Source organism: Nitrococcus sp. (genome assembly GCF_059432795.1).
Window position 1 is genome coordinate 1 of record NZ_JBXWZQ010000055.1, and the last position, 13144, is coordinate 13144.

A 13144-nucleotide genomic window follows, 5' to 3' on the forward strand; every position below is an offset into this window, starting at 1 on the left:
TTGCACCAAGGAAGAAACTGATGATAGGCATTGACATCTTCCACCAGCCGGAACATCACCTCGGGTGAATACGGCACCAGCGCCGATCGCGAAACCAGTGTCATAGCACGCCCCAATCCAACAGTAAGTCCACCAGCCCCGCGGCCTGGAGGAACAGCAAAATCACGGCCAGGGGTGTGGCGAAGCGTATCAGGAAGCGCCACAAACGGTAGCCCCAACCGCCACCCAGCTCGATGCGGCTGGAGTCCGCGGACAAGCGCCAGCCGACCAGCACCGCGGTCAGCAAACCGGTCAGCGGCAGCAGCAGCGCGGTAACGCAAAAGTTCAGCACATCGAAAATGGTGCCCCGCCCGAAGCCGAGCCAACCGCCCAACGGGTGCAAATGCGACCAGCGATTGAACGAGAGCAGCGACAGCAGCCCGAGCGCCCACACCACGACACCGCTCAGGCTCGCCGCGAGCGGCCGCTCGAGCCGCCAGCGATCCATGAGGTAGGTTACCGCCGGTTCGAGCATCGAGATGGCCGAGGTCCAGGCGGCCAATACCAGCATGATAAAAAACATCGTCGCCGCCAAATGGCCGTTCGGCGCGCTGGCGAAGGCAAGTGGCAGTGTCTGGAAAATCAGTCCCGGACCCGCCGAGAGGCTCAGCCCCGCCTCGAAGACTACCGGAAAGATTGCCAGGCCCGCCAGCAGCCCGATCAGCGTATCGGCAATCACCACCCCGGGGGCGATCACCAGCAGGGATGCCCCTTGCGGCGCATAGGCGCCGTAAATCATCAGCGCGCCCAGCCCAAGGCTGAGCGAGAAAAAGGCATGGCCGAGTGCGGCAAGCAGCGCATAAGCATCCAGCCGAGCGAAATCCGGGCGCAGCAGGAAGGCGACGGCGCGCTCGAAGCTCGGTTGGCCGTAAGCGTAAAACACCAAAAGCCCGAGAATCGTTACCAGAACCGGCAGGAACCAACGCACCGCCTCTTCGATGCCGTGACGCAGCCCCCGGCCGACCACCAGCACCGTCACTGCCATGAACAGTGTATGCCAGGCCAGCAAGCGCTCGGGATCATCCGTAAGCTCCTGGAACAGCCGCGCGGCCGCCACCGCATCGAGCCCGTCGAATGCCCCCGCGGCGGAACGAAACACATAAGCCATGCTCCAGCCGCCGACAATGCTGTAAGCCGATAGCGCGAGCACGCCGGTGACGGTGCCGAGCCAGCCGATCACCGACCAGCCGCCGCTTATGCCCTCTTCACGCGCGATTCGCTGCAAGCCGCAAATGGGCGTAGCGCGACCGCGCCGCCCGAGCATGAGTTCGGCCACCATGAGCGGCAATGCGATGACGGCCACGCAGAAAAGATAGGTCAAAATGAAAGCGCTGCCGCCGTACTGGCCCACCAGATAGGGAAATTTCCAGATGTTGCCCAACCCCAGAGCCGAGCCCATCACCGCGAGGACGAAGATAGAGGAAGACGACCACTGGCCGTGGCGTGACGACGATCTCATATGCAAAGGCCACTGCCGGGCCAGCGATCGAAGCATGCGCGGACGAACTCCCGAACGCGGCGAAGCGCTCACATCCCATTGGCACTGCAGGGCGCAGCGCGGCTAGAATAGCGCACGTGACCAAACAGAACTCCAAAAGCAAGGCCGGCGGCTCCACCATCAGCGCGAATCGTCGGGCCCGGCACGACTACCACCTCGAGGATACCTTTGAGGCAGGCCTCGCGCTGCAAGGGTGGGAGGTGAAAGCCCTGCGCGCGGGTCGGGGAAGTTTGCAGGAGAGCTACGTCATCATCAAGAATGGCGAGGCTTGGCTGATCGGCTGCAACATCTCCCCGCTGCCGACGGCGTCCACTCACATCCAGCCCGATCCCGTACGCACCCGCAAGCTACTGCTGCACGATCGTGAGCTCAGCCGGTTGATCGGCGCAACCGAGCAGCGCGGCTACACGCTGGTGCCGCTCAACATGCACTGGAAGCGCGGTCGCGCCAAGCTCGATATTGCCCTCGCCAAGGGCAAAAAGAAATTCGACAAGCGCGCCTCCCAAAAGGAGCAGGACTGGCAGCGCACGAAGCAGCGCTTGCTCAAGCACCGCGTCTAGAGCCCTCCGCCACTTAGGCGTTCTCCAGCGACCGAGCGAGCTGCTGCAGGAACTGCTGCACCTCCCCCGGGTCCTCGAGCGCGTAGTGCGCGGTGGTGGGGTGGTCGTCGTCCCGCACCAGAATGCCGGTACCGCGCCGGCAAACGATGCGAAATGCGTTCTCGTCGGTTCGATCGTCACCGATGTAGATCGGATGCCGCCGCCCGCTGGCATCCATGCGTGGCAACAGCCACTCGACGGCCTTGCCCTTGTCCCAGTCGAGGCCGGGTTGAATTTCGATAACCTTCTTGCCCGGCAGCACCTTGAGCCGCGGGTGCTCGGCGAGCACCTCATGCACCCGCGCCTGCACGAAGTCGAGATCGGCCTCGGCGACCAAGCGGAAATGCACGGCAAGCGAAAAGCGTTTGCGCTCGAAGAGCACACCGGCGATATCGCCCAGGCTCGTGCGAAGGCGCCGCTCCACCGCGTCCAGCATCGGCAGGAAATCCTGGACGGCCTCGAGCGAATGCCCCTCGCTCTCGAGGCCGCTCATATCGAAGCCGTGATCACCCACGTACACGAGCCCCGGAACATTCACCAGATCTTGCAAGACCGCCAGCCCACGACCGCTCACGACGGCAACGGGCATGACCGCAACCAGCTCGCCCAGAATCGCCCGCGTCTCGGGCGCGAGGACCGCCAGCTCCGGGCGCTCCACGATCGGAGTGAGCGTGCCGTCGTAGTCGAGTAACAGCAGCAGGCCGTCCTTATAGATGCGCAGAAGCTGTGGCAGCGCCGCCAGCCCGGAAGGCAGCTCGGCTGCCCGGCGCGGTCGGCAATCCAGCTCCGCCACGCTCACTTCGCCGAGATCAGCGAGCACGTGATCCGCGGCGCCGTCCCCGCCGCTGTGCTCTGAGGCGTGCGCACCGCGCACGGCCAAAATCAGACCGAACTCACCGGCCTGCGCCGCACCGGCACTGGCCGAGCCATCGGCGATCACGGCACAGCGCCGCGGCGGCACTTGCACGAGGCTCGCGGCATAGGAAAACGCATCCGCCGCCGTCATCTCGCGCTCGCCCAGCTCATCCGTGACGTTGCCATCCACGCACGCATCGAACAGCGATTCCAGGTCGACACGGCGCAGGATGGCTCCGCCCTCCCCGCGCGTGGTCACCACGGCGGTGCGATAGCCCCGGCCGCGCAGTGCCCGGACGAGCTGTGCGATGCCCGGCACGACCACGTGGGCCTCACTCTCCCCGGACGGCGCCGCCGACACAACACTCTCCAGGCCGAAGAGCACGGCATCGAGCTTTGCGCGCGAAAGAAGAGGCGGATCGTTCTCTGGGCGTTTGTTGGTAGCCATTCAACACCTGTCGGCTCTGGCGAGCAGCAGCGACTATATAGGTCTAGTATTAAGAGCAACGAATGATTACTGCGCCGGTTCGAACTGAGCGGGTAGTAATTCACGTTGGAGCATATCCTAAATGATGGACTCGTTGACCACGGATAATGTCGAGCAGGCACGGCAGTATTTGTTGGCAACGGAGCATCGGCTTCAGCAGGTCGCCGACCATTTCTGCTCACACGAATTATGCTCCAGCGAGGGTTCGGGGCTGATCATGCCGTTCATCCAGGCGATCGACGAGGCCTTGCGCGAGATACGAACCGCTCAAACGGCTCTCGATTCCGCGCTGCTGAGCGCGGGCTTCGCCGTAAAGTATCAGTGCCATTGAGTGACATGCCGCCGGCCCTCGCTGCCAACGAATACCGCGAATACCGCGCACGCTATCGGACCGAGACGCGGCCCTGCCGGCGAGGTCAGTAATTGCGGCTTTTTGCTTGTCATATTGAATATCATTCGATTCACGAGCATGAGGTGTGCCCATGGGCACTCACAATGGATACACCGAGAAGCGACTGCCTGAACGAACCGTCCAACCCACATCCCGCCACGAAGCCCTCGCGAGCTCATCCCAGCAGCGCATTGTAGTTGTCTCCAATCGACTCCCAATCACGCTCAATCGTTCCAAAGCGTGGGGCTGGGAGGCCAAACCGGCCGCCGGTGGCTTAGTCGCGGCACTTCGACCCGTATTGCAGGAACGCGGCGGCCTATGGGTGGGTTGGTCGGGCGCGGCGGGCGTCGGTGATGCCGAGCTTGCCGACGCTTGCGAGCGCCTTGCGGCCAAAGACAGTTTACCCATGCGCGCGGTGTCCCTGAGCAACCGGGAAGTCGACGGCTTCTACCAGGGCTTCTCCAACGAAATCATCTGGCCGCTGTTTCACGACATGCCGGGGCTGTGCAACTTCGACCCGGACCATTGGCGTGCCTACCGCCGGGTGAATCGCAAGTTCGCCGAAGTGCTGGCAGCAGAAGCCGGCCCCGACGATTTCATCTGGGTTCATGACTATCACCTGATGCTGCTTGGCGGCGAAATGAGCCGTCTTCAGCTCTCGAACCGCCGGGGATTTTTCCTGCACATCCCCTTTCCGTCCCTCGACCTGTTCCGCAAGCTGCCATGGCGTCAGCAGATCATCAACGGCCTGCTCGGTTTCGACCTCATCGCATTTCAGACGGATCAGGATCGGCGCAATTTCCTGCAGTGCGCAGAGGCCTTGGGCGAGCGCTTCACCGTCGAGGCGGACGGTGCGCAGCCGATACGCGCCCACTTCCTGGTGCGCACCCCGAACGGCAAGGCGCGACGTCACACGCGCATCGCCGCGTTGCCGATCAGCATCGACTATTCGCAAATGGCCGCGGATGCAGCAGCGAAGCGTGTGCATCGCCGCGTGGCTGCGCTTAGAAATGACCTCCAGGGGCGGCAGATGATTCTGGGGGTGGATCGGCTCGATTATACGAAAGGGATTCTTCATCGGCTGCGCGCCTTTCGGCTCGCGCTCGAGCGCCACACGGAGCTGCGCGGCAAGATCACCTTGGTGCAGCATCTGGTGCCCAGTCGCGAGACCATCGGTGATTACGCCCTGCTGCGCCGCAACGTGGAACAGCTCGTCAGCGAGATCAACGGACGATTCACCGAGCCTGGCTGGGTACCGATCCATTACATGTATCACAGCCTGTCCCGGGAGGAACTGCTCGCCAACTACCGTCTGGCGGATATCGCCCTCATCACGCCACTCAAAGACGGCATGAACCTGGTCGCGAAAGAGTATTGCGCCTCTCAGATCGAAGAGAACGGCGTGCTCATCCTGAGCGAATTCGCCGGCGCCGCGGCCGAGTTGCAAGGCGCGGCACTGCTCATCAATCCGCACGATCTGGCCGGCACCGCGGAGGCCATCTATCAAGCCTTCATGATGCCCAACGAGGAGCGCATGGAGCGTATGCGGCAACTGCGCCTGACGGTCCGCAACAACGACGTCTATCGATGGGCCGACGCGTTTCTAACGGCAGCCGCCAGCGAGTCCTCACGCCTGCCGGCAGGCGTGCAGCGAGAGACGAGGCACTCCATACCGGCCGCGCTGAGCTAGCCGAATCGCCAATCGCCTTCGGCAGCGCGCCAGCGGCCTTGGGGTTGAGAATCCAGCCGCACAGCGCGTTGCATCCGTGGCCACGTGTTCTGCAAGGGGCCAGCGCAACGCCGCGCAATCTCCTCAGCAAGAAAACCACCACCCTCGTGGAACTTTTTTTCTGTTAAACTTTCTTAGCTTGATGAAGGGGGCGACTTGGTTTCGACGTAGGTCGCGAAACTTCAGGTGCATGCCGAGGATGTCGCTTACCTCGTAAAACATGCGGCAAAAAAGATAGTTGCCAACGACGACAACTACGCCCTCGCGGCCTAAATAACCGCGAGCCGCTGATGGGTGATTGCCTGTGGTCTCCTCTCAGCGGGCATATTACACAGGATAGCTTCGGGGACCGCCCGGATCCTTGAGGCGAAACCTTAACGGGCTCGCCGGCCGATTTCCCTGCCCGTCGGGAAGCGGTCGGTTAAAAACAAAGATGGGGCTAAGCATGTAGACCCTGGGGCGGAGGTCCTGCGGACGCGGGTTCGATTCCCGCCGCCTCCACCAAATACAGGTCCACTCCAGACCAATCCAGACGGCCGGAACCCAAGCTATATAAGGGTTTTCGGCCGTTTGCGTTTCAGCCCCTCATTGTCTCCCATGGGCCTAATTGGGCCTTGGTTGGTCACATCCTGGTCACAAGTCGGCCGCGTCTCCGTCGCCAGGGGTGCGGCCCGTGATCGACTGGCTAAAGGCCATTATCCCCTGCCAGCACTCGAGGGCTATCTCAGGTGGAATGATCGTGGCCTTCGACCCAGAGACAGGAGCAGTTGAGTGGCAAACCGCACGTCGGAGAGCCGTCGAAGGCTCGCACTCTGCCAAGATTCACGTGACCTCCCTGGATGAGGAACACCTGATAATTGACGGCAACCCATCGAAATTCCTTCAAGGCCACAATATCTTTGGTAGCAACGACCTGCTGGGGATAGGTTACGAGTTTTTTACACGCCTAAGCCGCCAACTCGAACTCCGTCCAGCTTTCTCGGATCGGCTGGCATGGCGGCGTGGTATCTATACCCTGCGCCGTGTGGACGTAGCGGAGTCTTTCCAGCTCGGCAGCCAAGGGGAGGTAGCCGCTTGGCTCCGTGCGGCCGCACCGGCCGTGCGGGGTAAGCACCAAGCCGCGTCGGCGTACAGCGGGGAAACGATATACCTTGGCCAACGGTCTCGACGGCTAAGCCTTAAGGTCTACAACAAATGGCGGGAACTCCAAAAACACCACCTGCCGGACTCGCTTCCCAATCGGGACCGATTGAAACAATATGCGGAGAGACTGCTTCGAGCCGAAGTACGTGTATTGAGCATGGAGCTAAAGCGGAGAGGATTGGCTAAAGCAGAGAATTGGGAAAACCCAGAGACGGGGACAGCACTGTTAGCGGATAGAGTTGGGATGATGAAGTTGAGCGAGAAAGCGCGACTATCGAGCGATGAGATTAGTAACCTCCCTCCCCGGCTAATCGCCGTGTACAAACTGTGGCAGCAAGGAGAGGATCTCCGCCAGATCTACCCAAAGCAAACGTTCTACCGCTACCGCGCGGAGCTATTAAAGCGGGGAATCGATATAACAACACCGCAGCCCAAGCGGGCCGAGGTTATTCCACTGGTGACGTATCTCACAGCGCGATACGTGCCGGATATCCCGCCCTGGGCGAAAGGAACCGAACTTTACTTTGAGCCGAGGGCACGCAATCGGAGAGCGCGATGAGCAAATCCCACTTCCGCACCGGATCGCGGATGGTCCGGGCCGAGGTATCCGAGGAGAGCTTTCAGTGGTTACGCGCTGCACCGAATCCGCGCCAAATGAGCGGAATCCTCCTTGAGACGGCCGTCATGATGCTTCAGTTGGGGTATCTGCAAATCGAGGGCGACTGCATCCGCTGCGATACCGAACGCGGCACCTTCCGGATGCAGCTCACCGCTGACGGCAACCCCCAACCGGCTGACTAGCCTCGCTCACAGATTCTCTTAGACGGAAGCCGGATCGGAGGCAGGCGCAGTATGCGCCGCCTCCGACCGGCAAACTTGATAGAAGGCACCACGCCACCCCGCTACTCCTAGCCTTGAGAGAGCACCGCGCCTGATGTGCCGGGCGGGGGTGTGCAGTGTTCTGTAATACTGCACACTAGTCCCAGTCTGGGACTACGGCTCCCTTGCCTCCCGGCCACGAAGATACGCGGCCACGTACTGGAAAAAATTTTGGCTCTTAAGAAGAGTGGGCCAACTCTTGTCCGCAATCTGCGGGTTGGCGTCCGCATATGCCATGGTGTCCGAGAGCAACCGGATAAGGAGCGCGTCGCCATCCCCAACCAATTCTCCAATGAATTGGTCAACGCTTCGCTCGCGTATCCTAACGACTAATTCGAATGCAAGTGCCGAAAGAAACAAAGCACTTTGCGGCACGACCTGATCGATTACTTGGTAATATCGGCCAACGAACTCGTAGCCCAATAGTTCCGCATAATCGGCCCTCCAGTCTTCCACTCGGTCTTTCCGCCGCTTACGAGTCATAAAGCGCTTCACAAAATCGTCGACCCGCCACTTTATTTTTTGCGCCTCAACTAACCGTTCAGCTGTAAGATCGTCGCTAAAAATCCGCTCGAAATACCCACCGTCACTATTGCTGCGGAAAATCTGCTTAACGTTCTTTTTCGCTAACTCCGGAAACCTGTAATGGGTTGCGACGTATGCTTGCGCAGAATCCTTGATTTTTATTACACGACCTTCAAGCGTACCGCCAATTTGTTGCTCAACACGGGTTTTTTCCTCAGTTGACAACTGGTCGACTTCTCTCGATCTGCGCTCAAGGTACCAGCCGTTACTGGCAAGAGCGTGCGCCAACTGGACTACCCGTGGATGGTTGGAACGCAAAAAGCTCTCTTGAATACGGTTTTGGTTATTCAAATTGACCGCCACATTATTGCCGAACTCCTTATCTCCTTGTGATGTAATCACGCGGACGGGCACCATCGTATCTTCATGCAAGGTTCCGTTGGCCATTGCTTGCGCCACAACCCGTGCAGTCTGCCCGCCGTTGACGACCTGTGCGTGATTTAGCGTAAGGGTGTTCTGAAACTGGTCCCACGCAGCAGTCTCACAAAGCAAGGTAATGCCATTGTTGTAGTGTAGAAAATTCGCGGCGTCGAGCGTCGTGCAGGTATTCCTAATGCTAGCGTTGGTTGCCCTATCGCCTTCGTATACCCGGATATTTTGCTGCAGCAAAAGTTCGCCATGTTGCTCGTACAGCTCCGCGATGCGGCGACCGCTGGTATGAAATAGGTAACATGCATGATCGGCGGACCGCACTTGATAAGGCGCCTGGGTTGGCACCGTAAAGTGGATCGCTTCCTCAACGGTAGGTAAATTCTTCCGATAGAAACGATCTTGGAGAGCCGCCAAATCCTCCAAGTACCATTGGAAAAATTCTTCGGATGGCCCCCGAAGCTGATCCACGAAGTTTTGGAGTTTCCTGGATGACGCGTCAGAAATGCCGCTGCCGCTGGTGACAAGATGAAGTCGGTATCCAGTTGGCACGACCTGATAGATTTCATCGATCCGCGCTTTTAGTTCTGCATTAGCGATATCTTCGTGCCGGCGACTCATTATCAAATTGAGACCACCTATGACGGTGTCGACGTCGGCCTCAGAAAACGCCCTCGTCGGATTTTCTGGGTTTTTGAATTGGTAGAAATGAACTAGCTGCTCGTCGTCTATGCGGATTGCGTCAAGCCCAAGATCTCCACTTCCGTCGCAGGTTATCTCTTCGATTTCCGCGCCGCTAAGGTCTTTGATCCGTGTAAAGTACCACCAGAGCAAATAATGCCCCCTTTTTTGAAGGGAATTCTGATCAGCAATACTCCGCGATTCGTTCTCCAACTGCTCTTTGAACAAGGTTAACAAGGGGTTGTCGCCGGCCATAAGTCCCTCTGCCTCAGAAAGTCGGGGCGAGCATGTTCTCGGTCGAGAGGGTTGCTCAGTACCCCCTGATCCATGCAAGCTGCACACGACCGCATACTACTGGAGACCATAACGGTGACCACCGAGCAACGTCTAGCCGTAATCAGCAGGGCGGCAGCCGAGTTCCGCGGGCAGCTCACGGAGTTGGAGTAGGCCGTAGGGATGTACGTACTCGGACCACAGTTTGGCTGGCGTGTTATGTACTTAGTGCACGACAAGAAGACGATCGCTAAATATGAAGGCATTCTTGGCGTGAATATCCGGGAGGAGTTTCCGGAACGTGGGCCGCTGGCACATAGGTCGGTGGCGCTCAGGGCCGCCGATCGGCTCGGGAATTTCTGGAAGGCTGTCAAGGGCGGAGCGGCCGGGGTCCGTACGCCGGACATCCAGGACGACTGAGCCCCCGGGAGACCATGAAGGGGTATTGACAACCCCGTCGCTCTCCGGACATAGTGCTGGCGAAGGGGGTAGCTGTACACCCCTCCCGAGGAGTCGTCATGAAATACGTGTTGATCAACAAATTTTGCGCTGACACCGGATATAGCGCCAACGCAGTCCGGGCTAAGATCAAGCGCGGGATCTGGCGGGAGGGGATCCACTTCATCAAGCGCCAAGGCCGCGTGCATTTCAACATCAGGGCGATTGAAGCGTGGGTGGAAGGCAAGGGTCGGTAGTACAACGGGGGTTGAGTCTGGCCCTGGATTTCTATTACCGGGGAGAACGTATACGCGCAACTATAAAGGGTTTGTCTGCGAGCCGTCAGTCACATTGGAAGACCGCAGAAAACAAGCTCGCCGCGATACAACATGAAATAGCTGCGGGCCGTTTCCACCTTGCGTCGCATTTTCCAGATCACCCAAAGGCAAAGTTTCTTCGGTTAGGCTCAGAAATACTTGTTGGGGAAGAGCTCAAGAGGTGGCTTGATACCAAGAAACGCGTCTGCGAAATGTCCACATGGCGGGATTACAGGAGCGCGGTCTATCATCATTTATTACCAGCGTTTGGAGCTCTCCGTTTAACGGATCTCTCGGGCCGACACGTGCGGGAGTGGCGTGACTCACTGGCGATAAGCAATCAACGAATCAACAACCTTCTGATACCTCTTCGCGCGATCTTTGCCGATGCATACGAAGACGAATTGATTGACAAAGATCCATTGAGGCGAATTCCGCATCTGCCACGGCGCACACCTGAGCCGGATCCATTTGGCCCGACAGAGGTCGAGGCCATCCTCAGAGTGTGCGATGGGCAGGTAAAGAACATATTTCAGTTTGCATTTTGGACCGGTGTGCGGACTTCTGAGCTGATTGCACTCCACTGGCAGGATGTGGATTTAGAAAAGAAGGTGGCTTATATCCGGCGAACGCGAACCAGAGTAGAGGAGAAGCCAAGAACCAAAACAGACGCGGGCATTCGCCAACTGCAATTGCTTCCACCCGCTTGCGATGCCCTGGTGGCGCAGGAGCCGTATTCGAAGACACAAGGTGGACCGATCTTTCTGAATCCGAAGACGGACCGGCCGTGGACTCATGATGGGCCGCTCCGGAAGACCGCGTGGCGTCCCGCACTGAGAGCTGCAGGGGTTCGGTACCGGACACCTTACACAACCCGCCATACCTTCGCCTCCACCATGCTGTCGATGGGGATGCCCCCGATGTGGGTGGCGCAGCAGATGGGGCATCGCGACTGGGCGATGATCCGGAAGGTCTATGGGCGCTGGTTGCCAGAAGCGGATGTCACATTTAGCGAGAGGATAGCCGCAATTTGGGCACGGGGCGGACACGATGCAGCAGCAAATCCTTGATCCTATTGCATTCGACCCAGGTTCGATTCCCGCCGCCGCCCGCTTATTTGCGGGCTTTTTGTTCGCCTTACCGTCTAATAACGGCCAAGCCCCGCAGCTGGTCGGCCAATCACGGCGACCCGATCATCGGCCGCTTGGAGCGGGGCATCTTTCCCTGGCTCGGCGGTCCTCTTCTTCAAACACCTCGTTCATTCGGCACCGCAGATTGTGTGCCTCTTTGTAATTACAAGACACACCAATAACGCAATCCTCACGCAACAGGTCTCGTGCAAAATAGAGCCGCGGCCACGTCATCGCATCGAGCCCGATGCGCAGGGCCGTGTCGAGCGCATGTGGTTGGTAATTCGGGTGTCAACGCAGGCGCTTGGCCCCGACAAGACTCACTGGCGCACCGCCACTGGCGGTAAGTTGACGACCCGGGACGCCGCGCCAGAGACTAAAGCGAATGATGGTCATTATCAGTCTTTCGTGCCGGGGGAACCGAGCGTAAGCGGGGGTGTTCCGGAAACACCGTCATTCCCTACCGGCACCGTATGGCCAGCGGCCGAAGCCACCGCGGCCGCCAGCCGAGCGTGAAGGTCACAGCCAAGGCCGCCACGCTGATAGCGTTCACCCACAACAGCGCCCCGAAGCTCGGCCCGTCGCGCAGCAGCGCCAGCACCAGCGAGATAACCAGCAGCACCGCGCCCGTCAGCCGCCGGATCCGATTGCCGTTGTGCGGCGGATCCGTCGCCGCGACTCGCCACCAGTGCCGCTGCTGGCTCAGCGCCAGCAGCGCGAAACCGAGACAGGCGCTCGCAAAGATCCCCAGCAGCAACGCCTCAGCCTCGCGACCGCGCCGCGGTGGCCGGCGCACCCGCTTCCTCCCGGGCCTCACCCCGGCCGCGCGCAAGCCTGCGTGAGGCCGCGACGGCGATACCGGCACCGGCGAGCAGCACGAGGTCCATGCCGGCGACCGGCCAATACCCGTCAGCGAGGGTCTTCGCAAGGTGGTCGCCGGTGGTGATCCCGTTCAACACCGGGGCCATCAGAGCCAGCGCGGCAATCAACCAGCACTGCTCGCGCCAGACCCGGGGCGGGCGCAGCCAGGCATGGGCGAAGGTCGCGAGCCAGACGAGGTAGAAGACCCAGACCTCAAGCGCGGCGCGGTCGTAACCGGCGAAGGTCGCGCCGAGCGGCAGCAGACGGTTGACCACGAAGAACGCCAGCGTGGCGATGACGATGCCGGTGACGGAGCCGACCGTCAGCCCCTCGACGATGCGCACGCCCGGGAGACCCTGTTTCGCGTGACGCTTGCGCCGCGTCGCCAGCCAGTAGATGTAGCCGGTGGCGATCATCACGCACCCGGAAAGCCCCAGCACGAAGTACAGCCAGCGCAGCGGCCAGTGGTCGAACTGGATGAAGTGGATACCCGCGATAAAGCGCTGCACTTGCACGGCGGGCGATGCGGTGTGGCTTTTCAACAGCTCGCCGCTGGCAGCGTCGAAGTAAAGCACGTCGTTGTTGAGCGACACGCCGGTCTCGCGCGTGCGGCGGACCTGCACGTAGGCGTTGGCGTCGCCCGGGTGGTACACGCGCAGCAAATACGGTGGCTCGCCCCAGTGGTTTGTCGCGCGAGCCACTACGCGGTCCAGGAACGCCACCGCGCCCGCCGTGCCCGCGGCCTGTCTCTCGTACCTGCCGTAGGCGTCCTGGAAAAACGCCGCGCGATCGCCCTGGTAAACCGTGTCGATCACGGCCGGGAAGTAGATCGAGAAGAAGATGATGAGCCCGGACAGCGTCATCACGAAA

The 13144-nt window shown here is 60.2% G+C and carries 13 protein-coding genes and 1 other RNA gene; 9 read left to right on the plus strand and 5 right to left on the minus strand.

From position 1 onward, the window contains the following. Nucleotides 1-100: 100 nt before the first annotated feature. Entirely contained in the window at nucleotides 101-1498 is a 1398-nt protein-coding gene (locus AC52Q4_RS04680) for a sodium-dependent transporter (protein ID WP_495535646.1), read from the minus strand. Between the two features lie 116 nt (nucleotides 1499-1614). On the opposite strand from AC52Q4_RS04680, the gene smpB reads away from it, so the two are divergent. Continuing rightward, nucleotides 1615-2097, plus strand: coding sequence for an SsrA-binding protein SmpB (gene smpB, locus AC52Q4_RS04685; RefSeq protein ID WP_495535647.1), 483 nt, complete (start codon nucleotides 1615-1617; stop codon nucleotides 2095-2097). A gap of 13 nt (nucleotides 2098-2110) precedes the next feature. Here smpB and otsB read toward each other — a convergent pair whose 3' ends face one another. After that, the gene (otsB, locus tag AC52Q4_RS04690) at nucleotides 2111-3439 is read right to left on the minus strand and encodes a trehalose-phosphatase (RefSeq protein WP_495535648.1); all 1329 of its coding nucleotides are present in this window, start codon (nucleotides 3437-3439) and stop codon (nucleotides 2111-2113) included. A gap of 121 nt (nucleotides 3440-3560) precedes the next feature. Between otsB and AC52Q4_RS04695 the strand changes: the two genes are divergently transcribed. The 5 genes from AC52Q4_RS04695 (at nucleotide 3561) to AC52Q4_RS04715 (ending at nucleotide 7542) form a co-directional block, all read left to right on the plus strand. Further along, nucleotides 3561-3809, plus strand: coding sequence for a hypothetical protein (locus AC52Q4_RS04695; RefSeq protein ID WP_495535649.1), 249 nt, complete (start codon nucleotides 3561-3563; stop codon nucleotides 3807-3809). Between the two features lie 151 nt (nucleotides 3810-3960). After that, nucleotides 3961-5559, plus strand: coding sequence for an alpha,alpha-trehalose-phosphate synthase (UDP-forming) (locus AC52Q4_RS04700; protein ID WP_495535650.1), 1599 nt, complete (start codon nucleotides 3961-3963; stop codon nucleotides 5557-5559). 186 nt (nucleotides 5560-5745) lie between these two features. Next, nucleotides 5746-6102, plus strand: a transfer-messenger RNA (tmRNA) gene (ssrA, locus tag AC52Q4_RS04705). Between the two features lie 169 nt (nucleotides 6103-6271). Continuing rightward, complete coding sequence (locus tag AC52Q4_RS04710; protein WP_495535651.1) at nucleotides 6272-7300, plus strand: phage/plasmid replication protein, II/X family; 1029 nt, start codon at nucleotides 6272-6274, stop codon at nucleotides 7298-7300. Next, on the plus strand, nucleotides 7297-7542 hold the full coding sequence (locus tag AC52Q4_RS04715; RefSeq protein WP_495535652.1) for a hypothetical protein: 246 nt from the start codon (nucleotides 7297-7299) through the stop codon (nucleotides 7540-7542). Before AC52Q4_RS04710 ends, AC52Q4_RS04715 begins: the two co-directional genes overlap by 4 nt. A gap of 192 nt (nucleotides 7543-7734) precedes the next feature. Here AC52Q4_RS04715 and AC52Q4_RS04720 read toward each other — a convergent pair whose 3' ends face one another. Further along, complete coding sequence (locus AC52Q4_RS04720; protein ID WP_495535653.1) at nucleotides 7735-9510, minus strand: AIPR family protein; 1776 nt, start codon at nucleotides 9508-9510, stop codon at nucleotides 7735-7737. 246 nt (nucleotides 9511-9756) lie between these two features. Between AC52Q4_RS04720 and AC52Q4_RS04725 the strand changes: the two genes are divergently transcribed. From AC52Q4_RS04725 to AC52Q4_RS04735, 3 genes are all read left to right on the plus strand, one after another. After that, complete coding sequence (locus tag AC52Q4_RS04725; RefSeq protein ID WP_495535654.1) at nucleotides 9757-9948, plus strand: hypothetical protein; 192 nt, start codon at nucleotides 9757-9759, stop codon at nucleotides 9946-9948. 98 nt (nucleotides 9949-10046) lie between these two features. Further along, nucleotides 10047-10223, plus strand: coding sequence for an excisionase family protein (gene xisR, locus AC52Q4_RS04730; protein WP_495535655.1), 177 nt, complete (start codon nucleotides 10047-10049; stop codon nucleotides 10221-10223). An 11-nt stretch (nucleotides 10224-10234) separates the two neighbouring features. Further along, nucleotides 10235-11353: a tyrosine-type recombinase/integrase gene (locus tag AC52Q4_RS04735; protein ID WP_495535656.1), complete on the plus strand. Its 1119-nt coding sequence runs from the start codon at nucleotides 10235-10237 to the stop codon at nucleotides 11351-11353. Nucleotides 11354-11873: 520 nt separating this feature from the next. On the opposite strand, the gene AC52Q4_RS04740 is transcribed toward AC52Q4_RS04735, so the two are convergent. Together AC52Q4_RS04740 and AC52Q4_RS04745 are read right to left on the minus strand one after the other, a co-directional pair. Further along, complete coding sequence (locus AC52Q4_RS04740; RefSeq protein WP_495535657.1) at nucleotides 11874-12209, minus strand: DUF3325 domain-containing protein; 336 nt, start codon at nucleotides 12207-12209, stop codon at nucleotides 11874-11876. Continuing rightward, on the minus strand, nucleotides 12175-13144 hold a 970-nt coding region (locus AC52Q4_RS04745; protein WP_495535658.1), incomplete at its 5' end, for a PepSY-associated TM helix domain-containing protein. The genes AC52Q4_RS04745 and AC52Q4_RS04740, both read right to left, overlap by 35 nt.

Coding starts and splice junctions, on each gene's coding strand:
- AC52Q4_RS04680 (WP_495535646.1), bottom strand. CDS start 1,498: ATGAGATCGTCGTCACGCCACGGCCAGTGGTCGTCTTCCTCTATCTTC.
- AC52Q4_RS04715 (WP_495535652.1), top strand. CDS start 7,297: ATGAGCAAATCCCACTTCCGCACCGGATCGCGGATGGTCCGGGCCGAG.
- otsB (WP_495535648.1), bottom strand. CDS start 3,439: ATGGCTACCAACAAACGCCCAGAGAACGATCCGCCTCTTCTTTCGCGC.
- AC52Q4_RS04720 (WP_495535653.1), bottom strand. CDS start 9,510: ATGGCCGGCGACAACCCCTTGTTAACCTTGTTCAAAGAGCAGTTGGAG.
- xisR (WP_495535655.1), top strand. CDS start 10,047: ATGAAATACGTGTTGATCAACAAATTTTGCGCTGACACCGGATATAGC.
- AC52Q4_RS04700 (WP_495535650.1), top strand. CDS start 3,961: ATGGGCACTCACAATGGATACACCGAGAAGCGACTGCCTGAACGAACC.
- AC52Q4_RS04695 (WP_495535649.1), top strand. CDS start 3,561: ATGATGGACTCGTTGACCACGGATAATGTCGAGCAGGCACGGCAGTAT.